We start from the raw sequence: 25,438 nt of genomic DNA, 5'->3' as shown, positions 1-25,438 counted from the left end.
TGTGTTTATGCTAGTACAAAAGTTTTACATTTTATATGCGAATTGCTCATAAAGTGACGTAAAGGCGGATAATTTGCGCAACTGCGTATAACAATTTTTACCTTGTATAAAACTGATCAACGTAATTTGCCACCGGGAATTCTTCGTCAACAATTAACTCTGAGCGCGCGGCAACGCTATTCGACTGGTATCAGGCGGATGAAATCCCTATAATTGCCGCGTTTGGCGCTTCGTCGCCCCCTTCCTAACATCCAGGTTAATCAGGTCGCTAAATATATGACTGATCAGTCTCATCAGTGCGTCATTATCGGTATCGCTGGCGCATCGGCTTCCGGCAAGAGTCTTATTGCCAGTACCCTTTATCGTGAATTACGTGAGCAAGTCGGTGATGAACACATCGGCGTAATTCCCGAAGACTGCTATTACAAAGATCAAAGCCATCTGTCGATGGAAGAACGCGTTAAGACCAACTACGACCATCCCAGCGCGATGGATCACAGCCTGTTGCTTGAGCATTTACAAGCGTTGAAACGCGGCTCGGCCATTGACCTGCCGGTTTACAGCTATGTTGAACATACGCGTATGAAAGAAACGGTGACGGTTGAGCCGAAGAAAGTCATCATTCTCGAAGGCATTTTGCTGCTAACGGATGCGCGTTTGCGTGACGAACTTAACTTCTCCATTTTCGTTGATACCCCGCTGGATATCTGCCTGATGCGCCGCATCAAGCGTGACGTTAACGAGCGTGGGCGTTCAATGGATTCAGTGATGGCGCAATATCAAAAAACCGTGCGCCCGATGTTCCTGCAATTCATTGAGCCTTCTAAACAATATGCGGACATTATCGTGCCGCGCGGCGGGAAAAACCGCATCGCGATCGATATATTGAAAGCGAAAATAAGTCAGTTCTTTGAATAAGCTTGATAAATTGTGTACCGTTCAGTGATAACCTGGTATGCCCTTGACGTAATTGGCGTTAAGGGAGTGATGCTCGAAAGGAGAAAATGCCATGCGTCTGTGTGACCGAGATATTGAAGCCTGGCTTGATGAAGGCCGTTTGTCGATCAACCCACGTCCGCCAGTGGAGCGTATTAACGGCGCGACGGTGGATGTGCGCCTGGGCAATAAATTTCGTACCTTCCGTGGTCACACGGCAGCGTTTATCGATCTGAGCGGTCCCAAAGATGAAGTGAGCGCCGCGCTTGACCGCGTGATGAGCGATGAGATCGTTCTCGATGAAAGCGAGGCGTTCTATCTTCACCCAGGAGAGCTGGCGCTGGCGGTGACGCTGGAGTCGGTGACGCTGCCAGCCGATCTGGTGGGCTGGCTGGACGGGCGTTCCTCATTGGCGCGTCTGGGGCTGATGGTGCACGTCACCGCGCACCGCATCGATCCGGGCTGGTCTGGCTGCATTGTGCTGGAGTTCTACAACTCCGGTAAGCTGCCGCTGGCGCTGCGTCCGGGCATGTTAATTGGTGCGCTGAGCTTTGAGCCGCTTTCCGGCCCGGCGGCGCGACCTTACAACCGCCGTGAAGATGCGAAATATCGCAACCAGCAGGGCGCGGTAGCCAGCCGAATCGATAAAGACTAATTCAGGCCCATTGAGGATACCATGAGACGATTTCTGACGACGCTGATGATACTCCTGGTCGTGCTGGTGGCCGGGTTATCTGCGTTAGTGTTGCTGGTGAATCCGAATGATTTCCGCGACTATATGGTCAAGCAAGTTGCTGCACGTAGCGGTTATCAATTGCAGCTCGACGGGCCACTGCGTTGGCACGTCTGGCCGCAGCTTAGTATCCTCTCCGGGCGAATGTCTCTCACCGCCCAGGGCGCGAGCCAGCCACTGGTTCGCGCCGACAACATGCGTCTGGACGTGGCGCTTTTACCACTACTGAGTCATCAACTGAGCGTTAAGCAGGTGATGCTAAAAGGGGCTGTGATCCAACTGACGCCGCAGACGGAAGCGGTGCGCAGTGAAGACGCTCCGGTTGCACCGCGCGACAATACCTTGCCGGATCTGTCAGACGATCGCGGATGGTCGTTTGATATATCCAGTCTTAAGATGGCGGACAGCGTGCTGGTGTTCCAGCATGAAGATGACGAGCAGGTGACAATCCGCAATATCCGCCTGCAAATGGAACAAGATCCCCAACATCGTGGCTCATTTGAGTTCTCCGGGCGGGTTAATCGCGATCAGCGCGACCTCACGATATCCCTTAACGGTACGGTAGATGCTTCTGATTATCCGCATGATTTAACGGCGGCTATTGAACAAATTAACTGGCAGTTGCAGGGTGCCGATTTACCAAAACAAGGTATTCAGGGGCAGGGGAGTTTCCAGGCCCAGTGGCAGGAGTCACATAAACGCCTTTCATTTAACCAAATTAGTTTGACCGCCAATGACAGTACGCTGAGCGGGCAAGCACAGGTCACGTTGACAGAGAAACCGGAATGGCAGTTGAGACTGCAATTCCCGCAACTGAATCTTGACAACCTCATCCCGCTTAAAGAAACAGCGAACGGTGAAAACGGTGCCGCGCAGCAAGGGCAGAGCCAATCCACGTTGCCGCGCCCGGTCATTTCTTCGCGTATTGATGAACCGGCCTATCAGGGATTGCATGGCTTTACGGCTGATATTTTGTTGCAGGCCAGTAACGTGCGCTGGCGCGGAATGAATTTTACAGACGTTGCCACGCAAATGACCAACAAGTCGGGTTTGCTGGAAATTACTCAACTGCAGGGCAAGCTTAACGGTGGACAGGTTTCGCTGCCGGGCACGCTGGACGCGACATCAATAAATCCGCGGATAAACTTCCAGCCACGGCTGGAAAACGTTGAGATTGGTACCATTCTGAAGGCGTTTAACTATCCGATTTCGTTGACCGGAAAGATGTCACTGGCTGGTGATTTCTCCGGTGCTGACATAGATGCCGACGCATTCCGCCATAACTGGCAAGGACAGGCACATGTCGAAATGACCGACACGCGCATGGAAGGGATGAACTTCCAGCAGATGATTCAGCAAGCGGTAGAACGTAATGGTGGTGATGTGAAGGCCGCTGAAAACTTCGATAACGTAACGCGTCTTGACCGCTTTACCACCGATTTGACGTTGAAGGATGGCGTCGTGACGTTAAACGACATGCAAGGTCAATCGCCAGTGCTGGCGCTGACAGGGGAAGGCATGTTGAATCTGGCAGATCAAACCTGCGACACCCAGTTTGACATTCGTGTGATTGGTGGCTGGAACGGAGAAAGCAAACTGATTGATTTCCTCAAAGAAACGCCAGTACCGCTGCGGGTTTATGGCAACTGGCAGCAACTCAATTACAGCCTGCAAGTGGATCAGTTACTGCGCAAACATCTACAGGATGAAGCGAAACGTCGCCTGAATGACTGGGCCGAGCGGAATAAAGATTCCCGCAATGGCAAAGATGTGAAGAAGTTGCTGGAGAAGATGTAAGACAAGTTATGCAGATGGCGGCGTCAATTTGTCGCCATCTGTGTTTATAGCACTAAGCAGCATGTGGATATTGAATTTCAATACGTTGAATATGCAATCCTGCATGAGCCATCATGGTGATCAATTTATCGATACTAAAGATCTGGATCTTACCTCTGGCAAGTTCAGATATGCGAGGTTGAGTGACCCCTAAAGCAGACGCTGCCTGAGCCTGGCTAAACCCTTGTTGTTCAATCCAGTTATTAATGATCGTTACAAGTTCGGCACGGATCCGCATATTTTCCGCTTGTTCAGGGGTGTCACTCACCGCATCCCACACACTATCAAAGGTTTCAATTTTCATTTTTCCGCTCCTGAACAAGTTCTTTATAGCGTCGTTTGGCTAAATCAACATCCGATTGACTGGTAGTCTGTGTTTTCTTTTGAAAACAATGCAATACGTAAACCGCTTCTTCAAATTTTGCGATATACATGACGCGATAGATCCCATCAGCATCGCGAGTACGAATCTCTCGCACACCAGGGCCGATAGTTGAAAAAGGTTTCCAGTCGTATGGGTTTAACCCTTGTTGGATCCTGTCGAGTTGATAGCCAATTTCCTGTCGAGACGATTCTGGAAATGCGCGTAAATCGTCAAGACTGGTATCAAGAAAAGCCAGCTTTTTTCTCATTACTCCATCCTTAGATTATACTAAATTTTGTATAAATCAAATGCGCAGTTTGAACCTGCGCATTTGATGTTTTATCACACTTCGTACTCCATCTCGCCATCCTTACGTAGCGGAATAATTTGCACCTTCTGCACGCGATGGCTTTCCACCTGCAACGTTTTAAGCAAATAATCCCCCACCTGAACTTCTTCGCCAGGTTTTGGAATACGCTGCAAATATTCCATCAATAGCCCGGCAATGGTGTGATATTCACGTTTTTCATCCAGCGGCAGCGGCACATATTGCACCAGATCTTCCAGCGGCATATGACCATTCGCCGTCCAGGAACCGTCGGCATTCTTCTGAATATCATGGCGGGCGTCGATCTCTTCCACTTCATTCGGTAAGTTACCGGCAATGGTTTCTGTGACGTCACTTAATGTCACAATCCCTTCCACCGAGCCAAACTCATCCACTACAAAAGCAAAGTGTGTGCGGGCATTACGGAACTGCTCCAGGGCAGGTAACAACGGCAAGGTTTCCGGGAACACCAGCGGCTGGCGAATCAACACCCGCAGGTTGAGCGGTTCGCCGCGCAGTGACTGTTGTAACAGGTCGATAACGTGAACAACACCGAGCAAATCTTCCGCGTCATCGCCATCAGTAACCACCAGTCGCGTGTGCTGATTTCGCTCCAGCAACTGGCGGATTTCTTCTTCCGGTGCGTTGAGATCGATATGCTCAATATCGTGGCGCGACGTCATAATGCTGCTGACGGTACGCTGGTTAAGATTAAGTACCCGCTCAATCATCCGCCGTTCCTGCGGATTAAAGATTTGCTGATTATCATGATCCACCAGCATAGACGCGGTTTCGGCATCCAGTTCCGCATCTTCTTTTTGCCCGCTTAACAGGCGCATTACCGCTTCGGTAGTTCGCTGGCGCAGCGTCTGGTTAGCGGAAAGAAAACGTCGCCGGTTAAAGATAGCCAACTGATTGAGCGCCTCGATCATCACCGAGAAACCAATAGCAGCGTACAGGTAGCCTTTCGGAATGACGAAGCCGAAACCTTCTGCCACCAGGCTAAAGCCAATCATCAACAGGAAGCTTAAGCAGAGAATAACGATCGTCGGGTGACTGTTAACAAATTGCGTTAACGGCTTGCTGGCCATCAACATCAGGCTGATAGCGATAACGACGGCGGCCATCATGACCAGTAAATGGTCGACCATCCCGACGGCGGTAATCACCGAGTCGAGTGAGAAGATGGCGTCCAGTACCACAATTTGTGTCACCACCCCCCAGAACTTCGCACCTTTGCGTTGCGTGGGGTTATTGCTGTCTTTCCCTTCCAGCCGTTCGTTCAGCTCCATCGTGGCTTTGAACAGCAGGAAGAAACCACCAAACAGCATGATTAAGTCGCGGGCGCTAAAGGTAAACGAGCGGAAGCTGAACAGCGGTTGAGTCAGGGTGACCAGCCAGGAGATTGACGCCAGCAGTAACAGGCGCATTAACATCGCCAGCAGCAGCCCGGTAACCCGTGCGCGGTCGCGCTGCTTCGGCGGTAGTTTTTCGGCGAGGATGGCAATAAAGACCAGGTTATCAATGCCGAGGACCAGTTCGATCACAATCAGCGTGATTAATCCAGCCCAGATAGACGGATCGGCAATCCATTCCATAGTAAGTACAAAACCTATTCGTTGTATGACAAATGTCACAATTCGATCATGGATAAATCGGGGCAAAAATGCAATGTTGCAGCACTATTTATCTCATATTATTTGAGGGTTATAACCTCACATTATCCCTGAATTAAAAGTGGTAATAATAAAACATTATTTAAGAAATATCGCATGTGGAGACACTATATTAAATATTGTCAACCTAAAGAAACTCCTAAAAACCATATTGAATGACACTTAATATAATTCTTAAAAATAGCCAATTGCCGAATTGTTACCTTGCCTGCTATTCCGTTAGCTGTAACACTTCCTCCTGCATTATTGGAGAGCCAATATTCAATTACCATAATGTCACCTTATATTCGGAAGTTAATTTCCGCAATAACCCTTTCTCATCAACGACTGTATGTTGAGAGGGTTTTAAAAATTAAGCTAAATCAGTGTATTGGTAGCTAAAAAGCCAGGGGCGGTAGCGTGTCTGGATGCCTGAAAGACCAGTCTGAATTATTCTGTCAATAGCTTGCGGATGAAATCAATTTTTTTAGGACTGATGCCAGTTAAATTTTTATTCAATTAACTGCAAGGTAAATGTGCATGGCGACATTGCTATTAATAGTGCACAGGATAATTACTCTGCCAAAGTGATAAATAAACAATGATGAAATCCAAAATGAAATTGATGCCATTATTGGTGTCAGTAACCTTGATAAGCGGTTGCACAGTACTTCCGGGCAGCAATATGTCGACGATGGGGAAAGACGTCATCAAACAGCAGGACGCTGATTTCGATCTCGACAAAATGGTGAATGTTTATCCGTTGACCCCGCGCCTGATTGATCAATTACGCCCACGCCCGAATGTAGCGCGCCCCAATATGACGCTGGAAAGTGAGATCGCGAATTATCAGTATCGCGTCGGGCCGGGGGACGTTCTTAATGTCACCGTCTGGGATCACCCGGAACTCACCACGCCAGCCGGTCAGTACCGCAGCTCCAGCGACACCGGCAACTGGGTACAGCCTGACGGCACCATGTTCTACCCGTATATCGGCAAGGTTCACGTCGTGGGGAAAACGCTCGCTGAAATCCGCAGTGATATTACCGGGCGCTTAGCGACGTACATCGCTGACCCGCAGGTGGACGTTAATATCGCCGCCTTCCGCTCGCAAAAAGCCTATATCTCCGGTCAGGTGAATAAATCCGGTCAACAGGCGATCACCAACGTGCCACTGACCATTCTCGACGCCATCAACGCCGCAGGTGGCCTGACCGACACCGCTGACTGGCGCAACGTAGTGCTAACACACAATGGTCGTGAAGAACGCATTTCTTTGCAGGCGCTGATGCAAAACGGCGACCTCAATCAGAACCGACTGCTTTACCCCGGCGATATTCTTTACGTGCCACGTAATGATGATCTGAAAGTGTTTGTGATGGGTGAAGTGAAGAAACAGAGCACCCTGAAAATGGACTTTAGCGGCATGACCCTGACTGAAGCCCTGGGCAATGCTGAAGGCATCGACATGACCACCTCCAACGCCAGCGGCATCTTTGTCATTCGTCCGCTGAAAGGCGAGGGCGGGCGTAACGGCAAGATTGCCAATATCTACCAGCTGGATATGTCCGATGCCACGTCGCTGGTGATGGCGACAGAATTCCGCCTGCAACCTTATGACGTGGTGTATGTCACCACCGCCCCGGTTTCCCGCTGGAACCGTCTGATCAATCAGTTGCTGCCAACTATTAGCGGTGTCCGTTACATGACGGATACAGCCAGCGACATTCATAACTGGTAATCGTCATGTTTAACAACATCTTAGTTGTCTGTGTCGGCAATATTTGCCGCTCCCCGACGGCGGAACGCTTACTGCAACGTTATCACCCGGAGCTGAAAGTGGAGTCCGCTGGACTCGGCGCGCTGGTCGGTAAGGGCGCTGACCCTACTGCTATCAGCGTCGCCGCAGAACATCAACTGTCTCTGGAAGGTCACTGTGCACGGCAAATCAGCCGCCGTCTGTGTCGCAACTACGACCTGATTTTGACCATGGAAAAGCGCCATATCGAACGCTTATGCGAGATGGCACCTGAGATGCGCGGCAAAGTGATGCTGTTTGGTCACTGGGATAACGAATGTGAAATCCCCGATCCGTATCGCAAAAGCCGGGAAACGTTTGCAGCGGTGTACACATTACTTGAACGGTCTGCCCGCCAGTGGGCGCAGGCATTGAACGCAGAGCAGGTATAAGAATGACAGAAAAAGTAAAACAACATGCCGCTCCGGTAACGGGCAGTGATGAAATCGATATTGGTCGCCTGGTCGGCACCGTCATTGAAGCGCGCTGGTGGGTAATTGGCATCACCGCCGTATTTGCCCTCTGTGCCGTGGTTTACACCTTCTTAGCCACGCCGATTTATAGTGCCGACGCACTGGTACAAATCGAGCAAAACAGCGGCAATTCGTTAGTGCAGGACATTGGTTCGGCATTAGCCAACAAACCGCCAGCATCGGACGCCGAGATCCAGTTGATTCGTTCGCGTCTGGTGCTTGGTAAAACGGTGGACGATCTCGACCTCGATATTGCAGTGAGCAAAAACACGTTCCCTATTTTCGGTGCGGGCTGGGATCGCCTGATGGGACGCCAGAACGAGACGGTAAAAGTGACCACCTTTAACCGCCCGAAAGAGATGGCGGATCAGGTGTTTACGCTTAATGTGCTGGACGATAAAAACTACACTCTGAGCAGCGACGGCGGCTTTAGCGCCCGTGGGCAAGCGGGCCAGATGCTGAAAAAAGAAGGCGTCACGCTGATGGTTGAAGCCATTCACGCCAGCCCGGGCAGTGAGTTTACCGTCACCAAATACTCCACGCTGGGGATGATCAACCAACTGCAAAACAGCCTGACGGTAACGGAGAACGGCAAAGACGCAGGCGTACTGAGCCTGACTTATACCGGTGAAGATCGCGAACAGATCCGCGACATTCTTAACAGCATCGCCCGTAACTATCAGGAACAAAATATTGAGCGCAAATCGGCGGAAGCGTCGAAAAGCCTCGCTTTCCTCGCGCAACAGTTACCGGAAGTACGTAGCCGCCTCGATGTTGCCGAAAACAAACTGAATGCCTTCCGTCAGGATAAAGATTCTGTTGATCTGCCGCTGGAAGCAAAAGCGGTGCTCGATTCGATGGTGAACATCGACGCGCAGTTGAACGAACTGACCTTTAAAGAAGCGGAAATCTCCAAGCTGTACACCAAAGTTCACCCGGCGTATCGCACGCTGCTGGAGAAACGGCAGGCGCTGGAAGAAGAGAAAGCCAAACTTAACGGTCGCGTAACGGCGATGCCGAAAACCCAGCAGGAAATTGTCCGTCTGACCCGCGATGTCGAGTCTGGTCAACAGGTCTATATGCAACTGCTGAATAAAGAGCAGGAGCTGAAAATCACCGAAGCCAGCACCGTCGGCGATGTGCGCATTGTTGACCCGGCAATCACCCAGCCTGGCGTGCTAAAACCGAAGAAAGGGCTGATTATCCTCGGCGCGATTATCCTTGGCCTGATGCTCTCTATCGTGGGTGTGCTGCTGCGCTCGTTGTTTAATCGCGGCATCGAAAGCCCGCAGGTGCTGGAAGAACACGGTATCAGTGTCTATGCCAGCATCCCGTTGTCGGAATGGCAGAAAGCGCGCGATAGCGTCAAAACCATCAAAGGGATTAAACGCTATAAACAGAGCCAGCTACTGGCGGTGGGGAATCCAACCGATCTGGCGATTGAAGCCATCCGCAGTCTGCGTACCAGTCTGCACTTCGCGATGATGCAGGCGCAGAACAATGTGTTGATGATGACCGGGGTTAGCCCGTCAATCGGTAAAACCTTTGTCTGCGCCAACCTGGCGGCGGTGATTAGCCAGACCAATAAACGGGTGTTGTTGATCGACTGCGATATGCGCAAAGGCTACACCCACGAGCTGTTGGGCACTAATAACGTTAATGGCCTGTCGGAAATTCTGATTGGACAGGGCGATATTACTACCGCTGCTAAACCGACCTCTATTGCCAAATTTGACCTGATCCCGCGCGGTCAGGTGCCGCCAAATCCTTCAGAACTGTTAATGAGCGAACGCTTTGCCGAACTGGTGAAGTGGGCGAGTAAAAACTATGACCTGGTGTTGATTGATACGCCGCCGATTCTGGCAGTGACCGATGCGGCAATTGTTGGTCGTCATGTCGAAACCACGTTAATGGTGGCGCGTTATGCGGTCAACACCTTGAAAGAAGTGGAAACCAGTCTGAGCCGCTTTGAGCAAAACGGTATTCCGGTGAAAGGGGTGATTTTGAACTCCATCTTCCGCCGCGCCAGCGCGTATCAGGATTATGGCTATTACGAATACGAATATAAGTCGGATGCGAAATAACGACGCCTGCATTCGCACCGCCCCGTAGGCCGGATAAGGCGTTCACGCCGCATCCGGCAAGCAAACCAGCTCATAAGCCGGGAGAACAACCTATGAAAGACAATCCGCTGATTTCAATCTATATGCCGACCTGGAACCGCCAACAACTGGCTATTCGGGCGATAAAATCGGTCCTGCGCCAGGACTACAACAACTGGGAGATGATTATCGTGGATGATTGCTCCACCTCCTGGGAACAACTACAACAATACGTCACCGCCCTCAACGATCCGCGTATTACCTACATTCACAACGACATTAACAGCGGGGCGTGCGCGGTACGTAACCAGGCGATTATGCTGGCGCAAGGGGAATACATCACCGGGATCGATGATGATGATGAATGGACACCCAACCGCCTGAGCGTCTTCCTCGCCCATAAACAGCAACTGGTCACTCACGCCTTTTTGTACGCTAACGACTACGTTTGCCAGGGCGAAGTCTATTCCCAACCGGCAAGCTTGCCGCTGTATCCCAAATCGCCGTATTCACGCCGCCTGTTCTACAAACGCAATATTATTGGCAATCAGGTCTTTACCTGGGCGTGGCGTTTCAAAGAGTGCTTGTTCGATACCAAACTGAAAGCGGCACAGGATTACGACATCTTCCTGCGGATGGTGGTGGAGTACGGCGAACCGTGGAAAGTGGAAGAGGCGACGCAGATCCTGCATATCAATCATGGTGAAATGCAGATCACATCGTCACCGAAAAAATTCTCCGGATACTTCCACTTTTACCGCAAGCACAAAGACAAATTCGACCGCGCCAGCAAAAAATATCAGCTGTTTACCCTCTACCAGATCCGCAATAAACGCATGACCTGGCGCACTTTGCTGACGCTGCTGTCGGTGCGTAACGGCAAACGTCTGGCTGATGGTATTCGGGGGCGCTAAAGATGCTGGAAGATCTGCGCGCCAACAGCTGGAGTTTACGTCCGTGCTGCATGGTTCTTGCCTATCGCGTCGCTCATTTTTGTTCGGTGTGGCGCAAAAAGAACGTCCTCAACAATCTGTGGGCGGCCCCGCTGCTGGTGCTGTATCGCATTATCACCGAATGCTTTTTCGGTTATGAAATCCAGGCCGCCGCGACCATTGGCCGCCGTTTCACTATCCATCACGGTTACGCCGTGGTGATCAATAAAAACGTGGTCGCGGGGGATGATTTCACCATTCGTCACGGCGTCACTATCGGCAATCGTGGTGCCGATAACATGGCATGTCCACACATTGGCAACGGCGTCGAACTCGGTGCCAACGTCATTATTCTTGGTGATATCACGCTTGGTAACAACGTCACCGTGGGCGCGGGCAGCGTGGTGCTCGACTCTGTCCCGGACAACGCGCTGGTGGTGGGAGAAAAAGCGCGAGTGAAGGTAATTAAATGAATATTCTGCAATTCAATGTGCGACTGGCGGAAGGCGGGGCAGCAGGTGTGGCGTTAGATCTCCACCAGCGCGCGCTGCAACAGGGGCTGGCGTCACATTTTGTCTACGGCTACGGCAAAGGCGGCAAAGAGAGCGTCAGTCATCAAAACTATCCGCAGGTCATCAAACATACGCCGCGGATGACCGCGATGGCGAACATTGCGTTGTTTCGTCTGTTTAATCGCGATCTGTTCGGCAATTTCAATGAGTTATATCGCACCATTACTCGCACACCGGGTCCGGTGGTCCTGCATTTTCATGTGCTGCACAGCTACTGGTTGAATCTTAAGAGCGTGGTGCGCTTTTGCGAAAAAGTGAAAAACCATAAACCGGATATCACTCTGGTCTGGACGTTACACGATCACTGGAGCGTTACCGGACGCTGCGCCTTTACCGACGGTTGCGAAGGCTGGAAAACGGGCTGCCAGAAATGCCCGACCTTAAATAACTATCCACCGGTGAAGATTGATCGCGCGCACCAGCTGGTGGCGGGTAAACGCCAGTTATTCCGCGAGATGCTGGCACTGGGCTGTCAGTTTATTTCCCCCAGCCAGCATGTGGCTGATGCTTTCAATAGTCTGTACGGTCCAGGGCGTTGCCGGATTATCAATAACGGTATTGATATGGCAACCGAAGCGATTCTGGCGGACTTGCCTCCGGTGCGCGAAACCCAGGACAAGCCGAAAATCGCGGTGGTGGCGCATGATCTGCGTTACGACGGCAAAACTAACCAGCAACTGGTACGTGAGATGATGGCGCTGGGCGACAAAATTGAACTGCATACCTTTGGTAAGTTCTCGCCGTTCACCGCTGGCAACGTGGTTAATCACGGCTTTGAAACTGACAAGCGCAAGTTGATGAGCGCGCTCAATCAGATGGATGCGCTGGTATTCAGTTCTCGCGTCGATAACTACCCGCTGATTTTGTGTGAGGCGCTATCGATTGGCGTGCCGGTGATTGCCACCCATAGCGACGCGGCGCGGGAAGTTCTGCAAAAATCCGGCGGTAAAACCGTCAGCGAAGAAGACGTGCTGCAACTGGTGCAGTTAAGCAAACCGGAAATCGCGCAGGCGATATTTGGTACCACGCTGGCTGGGTTTAGCCAACGCAGCCGCGCCGCCTACAGTGGACAACAGATGCTGGAGGAGTATGTCAACTTCTATCAGAATCTGTAGCTACCTACTGCTGCCGCTGATTTACCTGCTGGTTAACGTCAAAATCGCCCAGCTTGGCGAAAGTTTCCCCATTACCATCGTCACTTTTTTACCCGTCTTGTTACTGCTGTTTTTAGAGCGCATCAACGTTAAAAAATTGATGATTGCCTTAGGGGTTGGTGCGGGACTCACGGCGTTTAACTACCTGTTTGGTCAGTCGTTGGATGCCAGTAAATACGTCACTTCAACCATGCTGTTTGTCTATATTGTGATCATTATTGGCATGGTGTGGAGTATTCGTTTTAAAACAATTTCGCCACACAACCATCGCAAGATATTACGTTTCTTTTATCTGGTGGTCGGGCTGGTGGTGGCGCTGGCGGCGGTGGAGATGGCGCAAATTATCCTCACCGGCGGTAGCAGTATTATGGAGTCGATTTCGAAATATCTGATTTACAGCAACAGCTATGTGCTGAATTTCATTAAATTCGGCGGCAAGCGCACGACAGCACTTTATTTCGAACCGGCATTTTTCGCTCTGGCATTAATCTCAATTTGGCTCAGCATCAAACAGTTTGGTATCAAAACGCCTAAAACCGATGCTATGATTCTCGCAGGGATAATATTATCCGGATCGTTTTCAGGGGTTATGACCTTTATCCTTTTTTATTTGCTGGAGTGGGCATTTCAATATCTGAATAAAGAGGCGATTAAGAAAAAGTTACCGTTAGCATTGGTTTCTCTGGCTGTATTCCTGGTTGGTGTGGTAATCGCGTTTCCTTATATTTCCACCCGTCTGGGTGATTTAGGCACGGAAGGTTCGTCATCGTATTATCGTATTGTCGGTCCGCTGGTGATGGTCGGTTATTCTTTGACCCATATTGACGGTGTAGTCAGATTTGGCTCACTTTATGAATATGTCGCATCATTCGGAATATTTAACGGTGCGGATGTCGGAAAAACCATAGACAATGGTTTGTATCTGCTGATTATTTATTTTTCCTGGTTCGCAGTGTTTTTATCGCTGTGGTACATGGGGAAAGTGATAAAAATGATGATCAACGCTTTTGGTGATAACCGCAATTTTCGCGTGCAATTATATCTTTTTACTCCGGTATCGCTGTTTTTTACCGGTTCGATATTTAGCCCGGAATATGCATTTTTAATCGTCTGTCCGTTTATTTTGCGAAAAGCGTTAAATATTACGAGGTAAGAATAAGAACATGTTGCTTAGCATAATCACTGTCGCGTTTCGTAACCTCGAAGGGATAGTCAAAACACATGCCTCGCTGGCGCATCTAGCGCAGGTGGACGATATCAGCTTCGAATGGATTGTTGTCGATGGCGGTTCCAACGACGGTACCCGTGAGTATCTGGAAAATCTCAAGGGTATCTATAACCTACGCTTTGTCAGCGAGCCAGATAACGGTATCTACGACGCCATGAACAAGGGCATTGCGATGGCACAAGGCAAGTTCGCGTTGTTTCTCAACTCGGGCGATATTTTTCATCAGGATGCCGCAAATTTTGTCCGTAAGTTAAAAGTGCAAAAAGATAACGTGATGATCACCGGCGATGCGCTGCTGGATTTTGGCGACGGGCATAAAATTAAACGTAGCGCCAAACCGGGCTGGTATATTTACCACAGCCTGCCCGCCAGTCATCAGGCGATATTTTTCCCGGTGTCCGGCTTGAAGAAATGGCGTTATGACCTGGAATATAAAGTTTCTTCCGACTACGCGCTGGCGGCCAAAATGTATAAAGCCGGTTATGCATTTAAAAAACTCAATGGCCTGGTGTCTGAATTTTCCATGGGTGGGGTATCTACCACCAATAATATGGAATTGTGTGCTGATGCCAAAAAAGTCCAACGGCAAATATTACATGTGCCTGGCTTCTGGGCAGAATTATCCTGGCATTTACGCCAGCGTACTACCTCAAAGACGAAAGCCTTATATAACAAAAGCTGAATATAAGGGAAAACGATGCAGGATTTAAGTGGGTTCTCGGTGCCGAAAGGGTTCCGGGGCAGCAATGCTATTAAAGTGCAATTATGGTGGGCGGTACAGGCAACAATATTTGCCTGGTCGCCACAAGTATTGTATCGCTGGCGGGCATTTTTATTACGTTTATTCGGCGCAAAAATAGGAAAAAACGTAGTTATTCGTCCGTCAGTAAAAATTACCTATCCGTGGAAATTAACCTTAGGTGATTACGCGTGGGTCGGCGATGAGGTCAATTTATATACCCTCGGTGAAATAACCATTGGCGCACATTCGGTGATATCGCAAAAAAGTTATTTATGCACCGGGAGCCACGACCATGCAAGTCAACATTTCACCATTAACGCCACGCCTATTGTGATTGGCGAGAAATGCTGGCTGGCGACAGATGTTTTTGTTGCCCCTGGCGTCACGATCGGCAACGGCACCGTCGTGGGTGCGCGAAGCAGTGTTTTTAAATCGCTTCCGGCAAATGTGGTTTGCCGGGGGAACCCCGCAGTGGTGATACGCAAACGCGTTGAAACTGAATAAATTCAAAAAATACAGAGGAATAAGACATGTCAAAAGTCGCTCTCATCACCGGCGTAACCGGACAAGACGGTTCTTACCTGGCAGAGTTTCTGCTGGAAAAAGGTTACGAGGTGCATGGTATTAAGCGTCGCGCATCGTCATTCAACACCGAGCGCGTGGATCACATTTATCAGGATCCGCACACCTGCAACCCGAAATTCCATCTGCATTATGGCGACCTGAGTGATACCTCCAACCTGACGCGCATTTTGCGTGAAGTGCAGCCGGATGAAGTGTACAACCTGGGCGCAATGAGCCACGTTGCGGTTTCTTTTGAGTCACCGGAATATACCGCTGACGTCGACGCGATGGGTACGCTGCGTCTGCTGGAGGCGATCCGCTTCCTCGGTCTGGAAAAGAAAACCCGTTTCTATCAGGCTTCCACCTCTGAACTGTATGGTCTGGTGCAGGAAATTCCGCAGAAAGAAACCACGCCGTTCTATCCACGCTCTCCGTATGCGGTCGCCAAACTGTACGCCTACTGGATCACCGTTAACTACCGCGAATCCTACGGCATGTACGCCTGTAACGGTATTCTCTTCAACCATGAATCCCCGCGCCGCGGCGAAACCTTCGTTACCCGCAAAATCACCCGCGCAATCGCCAACATCGCCCAGGGGCTGGAATCGTGCCTGTACCTCGGCAATATGGATTCCCTGCGTGACTGGGGCCATGCCAAAGACTACGTAAAAATGCAGTGGATGATGCTGCAACAGGAACAACCGGAAGATTTCGTTATTGCCACCGGCGTTCAGTACTCCGTGCGTCAGTTCGTGGAAATGGCGGCAGCACAACTGGGCATCAAACTGCGCTTTGAAGGTACGGGCGTTGAAGAGAAGGGCATTGTGGTTTCCGTCACCGGGCATGACGCGCCGGGCGTTAAACCGGGTGATGTGATTATCGCCGTTGATCCGCGTTACTTCCGTCCGGCTGAAGTTGAAACGCTGCTCGGCGACCCGACCAAAGCGCACGAAAAACTGGGCTGGAAACCGGAAATCACCCTCAGAGAGATGGTGTCTGAAATGGTGGCTAATGACCTTGAAGCGGCGAAAAAACACTCTCTGCTGAAATCTCACGGCTACGACGTGGCGATCGCGCTGGAGTCATAAGCATGAGTAAACAACGCATTTTTATCGCTGGCCATCGCGGGATGGTCGGTTCCGCCATCAGGCGGCAGCTCGAACAGCGCGGTGATGTGGAACTGGTATTACGCACCCGCGACGAGCTGAACCTGCTGGACAGCCGCGCGGTGCATGATTTCTTTGCCAGCGAACGTATTGACCAGGTCTATCTGGCGGCGGCGAAAGTGGGCGGCATTGTTGCCAACAACACCTATCCGGCAGATTTCATCTACCAGAACATGATGATTGAGAGCAACATCATTCACGCCGCGCATCAGAACGACGTGAACAAACTGCTGTTTCTCGGATCGTCCTGTATCTACCCGAAACTGGCAAAACAGCCGATGGCAGAAAGCGAGTTATTGCAGGGTACGCTGGAGCCGACTAACGAGCCTTATGCTATTGCCAAAATCGCCGGGATCAAACTGTGCGAATCTTACAACCGCCAGTATGGACGCGATTATCGCTCGGTCATGCCGACCAACCTGTATGGCCCGCATGACAACTTCCACCCGAGTAATTCGCATGTGATCCCTGCATTGCTGCGTCGCTTCCACGAGGCGACGGCACAGAATGCACCGGACGTGGTGGTGTGGGGCAGCGGTACACCGATGCGCGAATTTCTGCACGTCGATGATATGGCGGCGGCGAGCATTCATGTGATGGAGCTGGCGCACGAAGTCTGGCTGGAGAACACCCAACCGATGCTGTCGCACATTAACGTCGGCACGGGCGTTGACTGCACTATCCGCGAGCTGGCGCAAACCATCGCCAAAGTGGTGGGTTACAAAGGTCGGGTGGTTTTTGATGCCAGTAAACCGGATGGTACACCGCGCAAACTGCTGGATGTGACACGCCTGCATCAGCTTGGCTGGTATCACGAAATCTCACTGGAAGCGGGGCTCGCCAGCACTTACCAGTGGTTCCTTGAGAATCAAGACCGCTTTCGGGGGTAATGATGTTTTTACGTCAGGAAGACTTTGCCACGGTAGTGCGCTCTACTCCGCTTGTCTCTCTCGACTTTATTGTCGAGAACAGTCGCGGCGAGTTTCTGCTTGGCAAAAGAACCAACCGCCCGGCGCAGGGTTACTGGTTTGTGCCGGGAGGGCGCGTGCAGAAAGACGAAACGCTGGAAGCCGCATTTGAGCGGCTGACGATGGAGGAACTGGGGCTGCGTCTGCCGATAACAGTAGGCCAGTTTTACGGTGTCTGGCAGCACTTTTATGACGATAACTTCTCCGACACGGATTTCACCACTCACTATGTGGTGCTCGGTTTTCGCTTCAGAGTCGCTGAAGAAGATCTGTTACTGCCGGATGAGCAGCATGACGATTACCGCTGGCTGACGCCGGACGCGTTGCTCGCCAGTGACAATGTTCACGCTAACAGCCGCGCCTATTTTCTCGCTGAGAAGCGTGCCGGAGTACCCGGATTATGAAAATACTGGTCTACGGCATTAACTACTCGCCGGAGTTAACCGGCATCGGCAAGTACACCGGCGAGATGGTGGAATGGCTGGCGGCACAAGGTCATGAGGTGCGGGTTATTACCGCACCGCCTTACTACCCGCAATGGCAGGTGGGCGAGAACTATTCCGCCTGGCGGTACAAACGAGAAGAGGGGGCCGCCACGGTGTGGCGCTGCCCGCTGTACGTGCCAAAACAGCCGAGCACCCTGAAACGCCTGTTGCATCTCGGCAGTTTTGCCGCCAGCAGTTTCTTTCCGCTGATGGCGCAACGTCGCTGGAAGCCGGATCGCATTATCGGCGTGGTGCCAACGCTGTTTTGCACGCCGGGAATGCGCCTGCTGGCGAAACTGTCTGGTGCGCGCACGGTGCTGCATATTCAGGATTACGAAGTGGACGCCATGCTGGGGCTGGGCCTTGCCGGAAAAAGTAAAGGCGGCAAAGTGGCACAGCTGGCGACGGCGTTCGAACGTAGCGGACTGCATAACGTCGATAACGTCTCCACGATTTCGCGCTCGATGATGAATAAAGCTATCGAAAAAGGCGTGGCGGCGGAAAACGTCATCTTCTTCCCCAACTGGTCGGAAATCGCCCGTTTTCAACATGTTGCAGACGCCGATGTTGACGACCTTCGTAACCAGCTTGCCCTGCCGGATAACAAAAAAATCGTTCTTTACTCCGGCAATATTGGTGAAAAGCAGGGGCTGGAAAACGTTATTGAAGCTGCCGATCGCCTGCGCGATGAACCGCTTATTTTTGCCATTGTCGGGCAGGGCGGCGGCAAAGCGCGGCTGGAAAAAATGGCGCAGCAGCGTGGACTGCGCAACATGCAATTTTTTCCGCTGCAATCATATGACGCTTTACCCGCACTGCTGAAGATGGGGGATTGCCATCTGGTGGTGCAAAAACGCGGCGCGGCAGATGCCGTATTGCCGTCGAAACTGACCAATATTCTGGCGGTAGGCGGTAACGCGGTGATTACTGCTGAAGCCCACACAGAACTGGGACAGCTTTGCGAAACCTTTCCGGGCATTGCGGTTTGCGTGGAACCGGAATCGGTCGAGGCGCTGGTGGCGGGGATTCGTCAGGCGCTCCTGCTGCCCAAACACAACACGGTGGCACGTGAATATGCCGAACGCACGCTCGATAAAGAGAACGTGTTACGTCAATTTATAAATGATATTCGGGGATAATTATGGCGCAGTCGAAACTCTATCCAGTTGTGATGGCAGGTGGCTCCGGTAGCCGCTTATGGCCGCTTTCCCGCGTACTTTACCCCAAGCAGTTTTTATGCCTGAAAGGCGATCTCACCATGCTGCAAACCACCATCTGCCGCCTGAACGGCGTGGAGTGCGAAAGCCCGGTGGTGATTTGCAATGAGCAGCACCGCTTTATTGTCGCGGAACAGCTGCGTCAACTGAACAAACTCACCGAGAACATTATTCTCGAACCGGCAGGGCGTAACACTGCACCGGCCATTGCGCTGGCGGCGCTGGCGGCAAAACGTCATAGCCCGGAGAACGACCCATTAATGCTGGTGCTGGCGGCGGATCATGTGATTGCCGATGAAGACGCGTTCCGTGCCGCCGTGCGTAATGCCATGCCGTATGCCGAAGCGGGCAAGCTGGTGACCTTCGGCATTGTGCCGGATCTACCTGAAACCGGATATGGCTATATTCGTCGCGGTGAAGTGTCGGCGGGTGAGCAGGATGCGGTGGCCTTTGAAGTGGCGCAGTTTGTCGAAAAACCGAATCTGGAAACCGCCCAGGCCTATGTGGCAAGTGGCGAATATTACTGGAACAGCGGTATGTTCCTGTTCCGTGCCGGACGCTATCTCGAAGAACTGAAAAAATATCGCCCGGATATTCTCGATGCCTGCGAAAAAGCGATGAGCGCCGTCGATCCGGATCTCGATTTTATTCGTGTGGATGAAGAAGCGTTTCTGGCCTGCCCGGAAGAGTCGGTGGATTACGCGGTCATGGAACGCACGGCAGATGCCGTTGTGGTGCCGATGGATGCAGGCTGGAGCGATGTCGGCTCCTGGTCCTCTTTATGGGAGATCAGCGCCCACACCGCCGAGGGCAACGTTTGCCATGGCGATGTGATTAATCACAAAACTGAAAACAGCTATGTGTATGCCGAATCTGGCCTGGTCACCACCGTCGGGGTGAAAGATTTGGTGGTAGTGCAGACCAAAGATGCGGTGCTGATTGCCGACCGTAATGCGGTGCAGGATGTGAAAAAAGTGGTCGAGCAGATCAAAGCTGATGGTCGCCATGAGCATCGGGTGCATCGCGAAGTGTATCGTCCGTGGGGCAAATATGACTCTATCGACGCGGGCGACCGCTATCAGGTGAAACGCATCACCGTGAAACCGGGCGAAGGTTTGTCGGTACAGATGCACCATCACCGCGCGGAACACTGGGTAGTGGTCGCAGGAACGGCAAAAGTCACCATCGACGGTGATATCAAGCTGCTTGGTGAAAACGAGTCCATTTATATTCCGCTGGGGGCGACGCACTGCCTGGAAAACCCGGGGAAAATTCCGCTCGATTTAATTGAAGTGCGCTCCGGCTCTTATCTCGAAGAGGATGATGTGGTGCGCTTCGCGGATCGCTACGGACGGGTGTAAACCTCGCATCAGGCGCTGTTTGTCGGATGCGGCGTGAACGCCTTATCCGACCTACGGTTCGGGTTTGTAGGCCTGATAAGACGCGGCAGCGTCGCATCAGGCAATGAATGCGAAACCGCGATGTAAATAACGACAAAAACAAAATTGGCCGTTTCGGTCAGGGCCAACTATTGCCTGAAAAAGGGTAACGATATGAAAAAATTAACCTGCTTTAAAGCCTATGATATTCGCGGGAAATTAGGCGAAGAACTGAATGAGGATATTGCCTGGCGCATTGGTCGCGCTTATGGCGAATTTCTCAAACCGAAAACCATTGTGTTAGGCGGTGATGTCCGCCTCACCAGCGAAACCTTAAAACTGGCGCTGGCGAAAGGTTTACAGGATGCGGGCGTCGACGTGCTGGATATTGGTATGTCCGGCACCGAAGAGATCTATTTCGCCACGTTCCATCTTGGTGTGGATGGTGGCATTGAAGTTACTGCCAGCCATAACCCGATGGATTATAACGGCATGAAGCTGGTGCGCGAGGGGGCCCGCCCGATCAGCGGTGATACCGGACTGCGCGATGTCCAGCGTCTGGCAGAAGCCAACGACTTCCCTCCCGTCGATGAAACCAAACGCGGTCGCTATCAGCAAATCAATCTGCGTGACGCTTACGTTGATCACCTGTTCGGTTATATCAACGTCAAAAACCTCACGCCGCTCAAGCTGGTGATTAACTCCGGGAACGGAGCGGCGGGTCCGGTGGTGGACGCCATCGAAGCCCGCTTTAACGCCCTCGGCGCACCTGTGGAATTGATCAAAGTGCACAACACGCCGGACGGCAATTTCCCCAACGGTATTCCTAACCCGCTGCTGCCAGAATGTCGCGACGACACCCGCAATGCGGTCATCAAACACGGCGCGGATATGGGCATTGCTTTTGATGGCGATTTTGACCGCTGTTTCCTGTTTGACGAAAAAGGGCAGTTTATCGAGGGTTACTACATTGTCGGTTTGCTGGCAGAAGCGTTCCTCGAAAAAAATCCCGGCGCGAAGATCATCCACGATCCACGTCTCTCCTGGAACACCGTTGATGTGGTGACTGCCGCAGGCGGTACGCCGGTAATGTCGAAAACCGGACACGCCTTTATTAAAGAACGGATGCGCAAGGAAGACGCCATCTACGGTGGCGAAATGAGCGCCCACCACTATTTCCGTGATTTCGCTTACTGCGACAGCGGCATGATCCCGTGGCTGCTGGTCGCCGAACTGGTGTGCCTGAAAGGAAAAACGCTGGGCGAACTGGTGCGCGACCGGATGGCCGCGTTTCCGGCAAGCGGTGAGATCAACAGCAAACTGGCGCAACCCGTTGAGGCGATTAACCGCGTGGAACAGCATTTTAGCCGTGAGGCGCTGGCGGTGGATCGCACCGATGGCATCAGCATGACCTTTGCCGACTGGCGCTTTAACCTGCGCTCCTCCAACACCGAACCGGTGGTGCGGTTGAATGTGGAATCGCGCGGTGATGTGCCGCTGATGGAAGCGCGAACGCGAACTCTGCTGACGTTGCTGAACGAGTAATGTCGGATCTTCCCTTACCACACTGCGGGTAAGGGGCTAATAACAGGAACAACGATGACAAATCTAAAAAAGCGCGAGCGAGCGAAAACCAATGCATCGTTAATCTCTATGGTGCAACGCTTTTCAGATATCACCATCATGTTTGCCGGACTATGGCTGGTTTGCGAAGTCAGCGGACTGTCATTCCTCTACATGCACCTGTTGGTGGCACTGATTACGCTGGTGGTGTTCCAGATGCTGGGCGGCATCACCGATTTTTATCGCTCATGGCGCGGTGTTCGGGCAGCGACAGAATTTGCCCTGTTGCTACAAAACTGGACCTTAAGCGTGATTTTCAGCGCTGGACTGGTGGCGTTCAACAATGATTTCGACACGCAACTGAAAATCTGGCTGGCGTGGTATGGGCTGACCAGTATCGGACTGGTGGTTTGCCGTTCATGTATTCGCATTGGGGCGGGCTGGCTGCGTAATCATGGCTATAACAAGCGCATGGTCGCGGTGGCGGGGGATTTAGCCGCCGGACAAATGCTGCTTGAGAGCTTCCGTAATCAGCCGTGGTTAGGGTTTGAAGTGGTGGGCGTTTACCACGACCCAAAACCGGGCGGCGTTTCTAACGACTGGGCGGGCAATCTGCAACAGCTGGTCGAGGATGCGAAAGCGGGCAAGATTCATAACGTCTATATCGCGATGCAGATGTGCGACGGCGCACGAGTAAAAAAACTGGTCCATCAACTGGCGGACACCACCTGTTCGGTGCTGCTGATCCCCGATGTCTTTACCTTCAACATTCTCCATTCACGTCTCGAAGAGATGAACGGCGTTCCGGTGGTGCCGCTGTATGACACGCCACTTTCCGGGGTAAACCGCCTGCTCAAACGTGCGGAAGATATTGTGCTGGCAACGCTTATTCTGCTGCTGATCTCCCCGGTGCTGTGCTGTATTGCGCTGGCGGTAAAACTCAGTTCACCAGGGCCGGTTATTTTTCGCCAGACTCGCTACGGCATGGATGGCAAGCCGATCAAAGTGTGGAAGTTCCGTTCCATGAAAGTGATGGAGAACGACAAAGTGGTGACCCAGGCGACGCAGAACGATCCGCGCGTCACCAAAGTGGGGAACTTTCTGCGCCGCACCTCGCTGGATGAATTGCCGCAGTTTATCAATGTGCTGACCGGGGGGATGTCGATTGTCGGTCCACGTCCGCACGCGGTGGCGCATAACGAACAGTATCGCCAGCTCATTGAAGGCTACATGCTGCGCCATAAAGTGAAACCGGGCATTACCGGTTGGGCGCAGATTAACGGCTGGCGCGGCGAAACCGACACGCTGGAGAAAATGGAAAAACGCGTCGAGTTCGACCTTGAGTACATCCGCGAATGGAGCGTCTGGTTCGATATCAAAATCGTTTTCCTGACGGTATTCAAGGGCTTCGTTAACAAAGCGGCATATTGATATGAGCTTACGTGAAAAAACCATCAGCGGCGCGAAGTGGTCGGCGATTGCCACGGTGATCATCATCGGCCTCGGGCTGGTGCAGATGACCGTGCTGGCGCGGATTATCGACAACCACCAGTTCGGTTTGCTTACCGTGTCGCTGGTGATCATCGCGCTGGCAGATACGCTTTCTGACTTCGGTATCGCTAACTCGATTATTCAGCGAAAAGAAATCAGTCACCTGGAACTTACCACGTTGTACTGGCTGAACGTCGGGCTGGGGCTTGTGGTGTGCGTGGCGGTGTTTTTGTTGAGTGATCTCATTGGTGACGTGCTGAACAACCCAGACCTGGCACCGTTGATTAAAACATTGTCGCTGGCGTTTGTGGTGATCCCCCACGGGCAGCAGTTCCGCGCGTTGATGCAAAAAGAGCTGGAGTTCAACAAAATCGGCATGATCGAAACCAGCGCGGTGCTGGCGGGCTTCACTTTTACGGTGGTTAGCGCCCATTTCTGGCCACTGGCGATGACCGCGATCCTCGGTTATCTGGTCAATAGTGCGGTAAGAACGCTGCTGTTTGGCTACTTTGGCCGCAAAATTTATCGCCCCGGTCTGCACTTCTCGCTGGCGTCGGTGGCACCGAACTTACGCTTTGGTGCCTGGCTGACGGCGGACAGCATCATCAACTATCTCAACACCAACCTTTCAACGCTGGTGCTGGCGCGTATTCTCGGTGCGGGCGTGGCAGGGGGATACAACCTGGCGTACAACGTGGCCGTTGTGCCGCCGATGAAGCTGAATCCGATCATCACCCGCGTGTTGTTTCCGGCATTTGCCAAAATTCAGGACGACACCGAAAAGCTGCGCATCAACTTCTACAAGCTGCTGTCGGTGGTGGGGATTATCAACTTTCCGGCGCTGCTGGGGCTGATGGTGGTGTCGAATAACTTTGTACCGCTGGTCTTTGGTGAGAAGTGGAGCAGCATTATTCCGGTGCTGCAATTGCTGTGTGTGGTGGGGCTGCTGCGCTCAGTAGGGAACCCGATTGGTTCGCTGCTGATGGCGAAAGCGCGGGTCGATATCAGCTTTAAATTCAACGTATTCAAAACCTTTCTGTTTATTCCGGCGATTGTTATTGGTGGGCAGATGGCGGGCGCAATCGGCGTCACGCTCGGTTTCCTGCTGGTGCAGATTATCAACACCATTCTGAGTTACTTCGTGATGATTAAACCGGTTCTTGGTTCCAGTTATCGCCAGTACATCCTCAGTTTATGGCTGCCGTTTTATCTCTCGCTGCCGACGCTGGTGGTCAGTTATGCGCTGGGCATTGTACTGAAAGGGCAAATGGCTCTGGGCATGCTGCTGGCGGTGCAAATAGCCGCGGGCGTGCTGGCGTTTGTGGTGATGATTGTGCTGTCACGCCATCCGCTGGTAGTGGAAGTGAAGCGTCAGTTTTGTCGCAGCGAAAAAATGAAAATGCTTTTACGGGCGGGGTGAATGGCTGTTTTCGGTTCCGGCAACGGTTGCCGGATGCGGCGTAAAACGCCTTATCCGTCCTGGGGGGCTGTGCTCGGGTCTTGTAGGCCTGATAAGACGCGCCAGCGTCGCATCAGGCACTGAATGCCGGATGCGGCGTAAAACGCCTTATCCGGCCTACGGTTCTGTGCTCGGATCTTGTAGGCTTGATAAGACGCGTCAGCGTCGCATCAGGCACTGAATGCCGGATGCGGCGTAAAACGCCTTATCCGTCCTGGGGGGCTGTGCTCGGGTCTTGTAGGCCTGATAAGACGCGCCAGCGTCGCATCAGGCACTGAATGCCGGATGCGGCG

Annotated in this window: 24 protein-coding genes; 20 read left to right on the top strand and 4 right to left on the bottom strand. The window is 52.1% G+C overall.

Translation table 11 applies throughout. From position 1 onward, the window contains the following. Positions 1-276 precede the first annotated feature (276 nt). From udk to asmA, 3 genes are all read left to right on the top strand, one after another. The gene (udk, locus tag ACJHYW_RS14040; protein WP_001295424.1) at positions 277-918 is read left to right on the top strand and encodes a uridine kinase; all 642 of its coding nucleotides are present in this window, start codon (positions 277-279) and stop codon (positions 916-918) included. Between the two features lie 91 nt (positions 919-1,009). Further along, a complete protein-coding gene (gene dcd / locus ACJHYW_RS14035) occupies positions 1,010-1,591 on the top strand; it encodes a dCTP deaminase (protein ID WP_001234777.1) in 582 nt (193 codons plus the stop codon). A gap of 21 nt (positions 1,592-1,612) precedes the next feature. Continuing rightward, positions 1,613-3,466, top strand: coding sequence for an outer membrane assembly protein AsmA (gene asmA, locus ACJHYW_RS14030; RefSeq protein ID WP_001252295.1), 1,854 nt, complete (start codon positions 1,613-1,615; stop codon positions 3,464-3,466). Positions 3,467-3,518: 52 nt separating this feature from the next. Here asmA and ACJHYW_RS14025 read toward each other — a convergent pair whose 3' ends face one another. From ACJHYW_RS14025 to ACJHYW_RS14010, 4 genes are all read right to left on the bottom strand, one after another. Continuing rightward, entirely contained in the window at positions 3,519-3,809 is a 291-nt protein-coding gene (locus tag ACJHYW_RS14025) for a helix-turn-helix domain-containing protein (RefSeq protein ID WP_000687871.1), read from the bottom strand. Continuing rightward, positions 3,799-4,137: a type II toxin-antitoxin system RelE/ParE family toxin gene (locus ACJHYW_RS14020; protein ID WP_001227700.1), complete on the bottom strand. Its 339-nt coding sequence runs from the start codon at positions 4,135-4,137 to the stop codon at positions 3,799-3,801. Before ACJHYW_RS14020 ends, ACJHYW_RS14025 begins: the two co-directional genes overlap by 11 nt. Positions 4,138-4,211: 74 nt before the next feature. After that, positions 4,212-5,795: a TerC family protein gene (locus tag ACJHYW_RS14015; protein WP_001361575.1), complete on the bottom strand. Its 1,584-nt coding sequence runs from the start codon at positions 5,793-5,795 to the stop codon at positions 4,212-4,214. 200 nt (positions 5,796-5,995) lie between these two features. After that, on the bottom strand, positions 5,996-6,145 hold the full coding sequence (locus tag ACJHYW_RS14010) for a hypothetical protein (protein WP_162829205.1): 150 nt from the start codon (positions 6,143-6,145) through the stop codon (positions 5,996-5,998). A 308-nt stretch (positions 6,146-6,453) separates the two neighbouring features. Here ACJHYW_RS14010 and wza point away from each other — a divergent pair, with 308 nt between their 5' ends. The 17 genes from wza (at position 6,454) to wzxC (ending at position 25,106) form a co-directional block, all read left to right on the top strand. Continuing rightward, positions 6,454-7,593 (top strand): polysaccharide export protein Wza, encoded by a 1,140-nt coding sequence (wza, locus tag ACJHYW_RS14005; RefSeq protein WP_000978094.1) that lies wholly within the window; start codon positions 6,454-6,456, stop codon positions 7,591-7,593. A 5-nt stretch (positions 7,594-7,598) separates the two neighbouring features. Next, positions 7,599-8,042, top strand: a complete 444-nt coding sequence (wzb, locus tag ACJHYW_RS14000) for a low molecular weight protein-tyrosine-phosphatase Wzb (protein ID WP_000482901.1) — start codon at positions 7,599-7,601, stop codon at positions 8,040-8,042. A gap of 2 nt (positions 8,043-8,044) precedes the next feature. Further along, positions 8,045-10,207, top strand: coding sequence for a tyrosine-protein kinase Wzc (gene wzc / locus ACJHYW_RS13995; protein WP_000137179.1), 2,163 nt, complete (start codon positions 8,045-8,047; stop codon positions 10,205-10,207). A 92-nt stretch (positions 10,208-10,299) separates the two neighbouring features. After that, positions 10,300-11,139: a colanic acid biosynthesis glycosyltransferase WcaA gene (gene wcaA, locus ACJHYW_RS13990; RefSeq protein ID WP_000654489.1), complete on the top strand. Its 840-nt coding sequence runs from the start codon at positions 10,300-10,302 to the stop codon at positions 11,137-11,139. A gap of 2 nt (positions 11,140-11,141) precedes the next feature. Next, the gene (gene wcaB / locus ACJHYW_RS13985; protein WP_000888740.1) at positions 11,142-11,630 is read left to right on the top strand and encodes a colanic acid biosynthesis acetyltransferase WcaB; all 489 of its coding nucleotides are present in this window, start codon (positions 11,142-11,144) and stop codon (positions 11,628-11,630) included. Beyond that, positions 11,627-12,844 (top strand): colanic acid biosynthesis glycosyltransferase WcaC, encoded by a 1,218-nt coding sequence (gene wcaC, locus ACJHYW_RS13980; RefSeq protein WP_001023885.1) that lies wholly within the window; start codon positions 11,627-11,629, stop codon positions 12,842-12,844. Before wcaB ends, wcaC begins: the two co-directional genes overlap by 4 nt. Then, positions 12,819-14,036 carry a colanic acid polymerase WcaD gene (gene wcaD / locus ACJHYW_RS13975; RefSeq protein WP_000107778.1) on the top strand — a complete coding sequence of 406 codons (1,218 nt, stop codon included), beginning with the start codon at positions 12,819-12,821 and terminating at the stop codon, positions 14,034-14,036. Before wcaC ends, wcaD begins: the two co-directional genes overlap by 26 nt. Before the next feature lie 10 nt (positions 14,037-14,046). Continuing rightward, positions 14,047-14,793, top strand: coding sequence for a colanic acid biosynthesis glycosyltransferase WcaE (wcaE, locus tag ACJHYW_RS13970; RefSeq protein WP_000927083.1), 747 nt, complete (start codon positions 14,047-14,049; stop codon positions 14,791-14,793). 15 nt (positions 14,794-14,808) lie between these two features. After that, a complete protein-coding gene (wcaF, locus tag ACJHYW_RS13965; protein WP_001153594.1) occupies positions 14,809-15,357 on the top strand; it encodes a colanic acid biosynthesis acetyltransferase WcaF in 549 nt (182 codons plus the stop codon). A 26-nt stretch (positions 15,358-15,383) separates the two neighbouring features. After that, a complete protein-coding gene (gene gmd, locus ACJHYW_RS13960; RefSeq protein WP_000048190.1) occupies positions 15,384-16,505 on the top strand; it encodes a GDP-mannose 4,6-dehydratase in 1,122 nt (373 codons plus the stop codon). A 2-nt stretch (positions 16,506-16,507) separates the two neighbouring features. Continuing rightward, entirely contained in the window at positions 16,508-17,473 is a 966-nt protein-coding gene (gene fcl / locus ACJHYW_RS13955; protein WP_000043606.1) for a GDP-L-fucose synthase, read from the top strand. 2 nt (positions 17,474-17,475) lie between these two features. Beyond that, complete coding sequence (gene gmm, locus ACJHYW_RS13950; RefSeq protein ID WP_012602261.1) at positions 17,476-17,955, top strand: GDP-mannose mannosyl hydrolase; 480 nt, start codon at positions 17,476-17,478, stop codon at positions 17,953-17,955. Further along, on the top strand, positions 17,952-19,175 hold the full coding sequence (gene wcaI / locus ACJHYW_RS13945) for a colanic acid biosynthesis fucosyltransferase WcaI (protein WP_000699686.1): 1,224 nt from the start codon (positions 17,952-17,954) through the stop codon (positions 19,173-19,175). Before gmm ends, wcaI begins: the two co-directional genes overlap by 4 nt. A 2-nt stretch (positions 19,176-19,177) precedes the next feature. Then, positions 19,178-20,614: a mannose-1-phosphate guanyltransferase gene (gene cpsB / locus ACJHYW_RS13940; protein ID WP_000079256.1), complete on the top strand. Its 1,437-nt coding sequence runs from the start codon at positions 19,178-19,180 to the stop codon at positions 20,612-20,614. Between the two features lie 192 nt (positions 20,615-20,806). Then, positions 20,807-22,177, top strand: coding sequence for a colanic acid biosynthesis phosphomannomutase CpsG (cpsG, locus tag ACJHYW_RS13935; RefSeq protein WP_061092866.1), 1,371 nt, complete (start codon positions 20,807-20,809; stop codon positions 22,175-22,177). 54 nt (positions 22,178-22,231) lie between these two features. Further along, the gene (gene wcaJ, locus ACJHYW_RS13930) at positions 22,232-23,626 is read left to right on the top strand and encodes an undecaprenyl-phosphate glucose phosphotransferase (RefSeq protein ID WP_000183108.1); all 1,395 of its coding nucleotides are present in this window, start codon (positions 22,232-22,234) and stop codon (positions 23,624-23,626) included. Position 23,627: 1 nt separating this feature from the next. After that, complete coding sequence (wzxC, locus tag ACJHYW_RS13925) at positions 23,628-25,106, top strand: colanic acid undecaprenyl disphosphate flippase WzxC (RefSeq protein ID WP_000058487.1); 1,479 nt, start codon at positions 23,628-23,630, stop codon at positions 25,104-25,106. Positions 25,107-25,438 lie beyond the last annotated feature (332 nt).

The organism is Escherichia sp. WS3063, from assembly GCF_046486595.1.
GTDB classification, from domain to species: Bacteria; Pseudomonadota; Gammaproteobacteria; order Enterobacterales; family Enterobacteriaceae; genus Escherichia; species Escherichia coli.
Note: the sequence above shows the minus strand (reverse complement) of the source record. Positions and strands in the feature narration are given on the sequence as shown.

Bases quoted from the DNA above. Each gene is read 5' to 3' on its own strand.
- wza (WP_000978094.1), top strand. From the start codon at position 6,454: ATGATGAAATCCAAAATGAAATTGATGCCATTATTGGTGTCAGTAACC.
- wcaA (WP_000654489.1), top strand. From the start codon at position 10,300: ATGAAAGACAATCCGCTGATTTCAATCTATATGCCGACCTGGAACCGC.
- ACJHYW_RS14020 (WP_001227700.1), bottom strand. From the start codon at position 4,137: ATGAGAAAAAAGCTGGCTTTTCTTGATACCAGTCTTGACGATTTACGC.
- wcaJ (WP_000183108.1), top strand. From the start codon at position 22,232: ATGACAAATCTAAAAAAGCGCGAGCGAGCGAAAACCAATGCATCGTTA.
- asmA (WP_001252295.1), top strand. From the start codon at position 1,613: ATGAGACGATTTCTGACGACGCTGATGATACTCCTGGTCGTGCTGGTG.
- cpsB (WP_000079256.1), top strand. From the start codon at position 19,178: ATGGCGCAGTCGAAACTCTATCCAGTTGTGATGGCAGGTGGCTCCGGT.
- udk (WP_001295424.1), top strand. From the start codon at position 277: ATGACTGATCAGTCTCATCAGTGCGTCATTATCGGTATCGCTGGCGCA.
- ACJHYW_RS14015 (WP_001361575.1), bottom strand. From the start codon at position 5,795: ATGGAATGGATTGCCGATCCGTCTATCTGGGCTGGATTAATCACGCTG.
- wcaF (WP_001153594.1), top strand. From the start codon at position 14,809: ATGCAGGATTTAAGTGGGTTCTCGGTGCCGAAAGGGTTCCGGGGCAGC.
- wzxC (WP_000058487.1), top strand. From the start codon at position 23,628: ATGAGCTTACGTGAAAAAACCATCAGCGGCGCGAAGTGGTCGGCGATT.
- wzc (WP_000137179.1), top strand. From the start codon at position 8,045: ATGACAGAAAAAGTAAAACAACATGCCGCTCCGGTAACGGGCAGTGAT.
- ACJHYW_RS14025 (WP_000687871.1), bottom strand. From the start codon at position 3,809: ATGAAAATTGAAACCTTTGATAGTGTGTGGGATGCGGTGAGTGACACC.
- gmd (WP_000048190.1), top strand. From the start codon at position 15,384: ATGTCAAAAGTCGCTCTCATCACCGGCGTAACCGGACAAGACGGTTCT.
- ACJHYW_RS14010 (WP_162829205.1), bottom strand. From the start codon at position 6,145: ATGGTAATTGAATATTGGCTCTCCAATAATGCAGGAGGAAGTGTTACA.
- gmm (WP_012602261.1), top strand. From the start codon at position 17,476: ATGTTTTTACGTCAGGAAGACTTTGCCACGGTAGTGCGCTCTACTCCG.
- wcaB (WP_000888740.1), top strand. From the start codon at position 11,142: ATGCTGGAAGATCTGCGCGCCAACAGCTGGAGTTTACGTCCGTGCTGC.
- fcl (WP_000043606.1), top strand. From the start codon at position 16,508: ATGAGTAAACAACGCATTTTTATCGCTGGCCATCGCGGGATGGTCGGT.
- wcaE (WP_000927083.1), top strand. From the start codon at position 14,047: ATGTTGCTTAGCATAATCACTGTCGCGTTTCGTAACCTCGAAGGGATA.
- dcd (WP_001234777.1), top strand. From the start codon at position 1,010: ATGCGTCTGTGTGACCGAGATATTGAAGCCTGGCTTGATGAAGGCCGT.
- cpsG (WP_061092866.1), top strand. From the start codon at position 20,807: ATGAAAAAATTAACCTGCTTTAAAGCCTATGATATTCGCGGGAAATTA.
- wzb (WP_000482901.1), top strand. From the start codon at position 7,599: ATGTTTAACAACATCTTAGTTGTCTGTGTCGGCAATATTTGCCGCTCC.
- wcaC (WP_001023885.1), top strand. From the start codon at position 11,627: ATGAATATTCTGCAATTCAATGTGCGACTGGCGGAAGGCGGGGCAGCA.
- wcaI (WP_000699686.1), top strand. From the start codon at position 17,952: ATGAAAATACTGGTCTACGGCATTAACTACTCGCCGGAGTTAACCGGC.
- wcaD (WP_000107778.1), top strand. From the start codon at position 12,819: ATGTCAACTTCTATCAGAATCTGTAGCTACCTACTGCTGCCGCTGATT.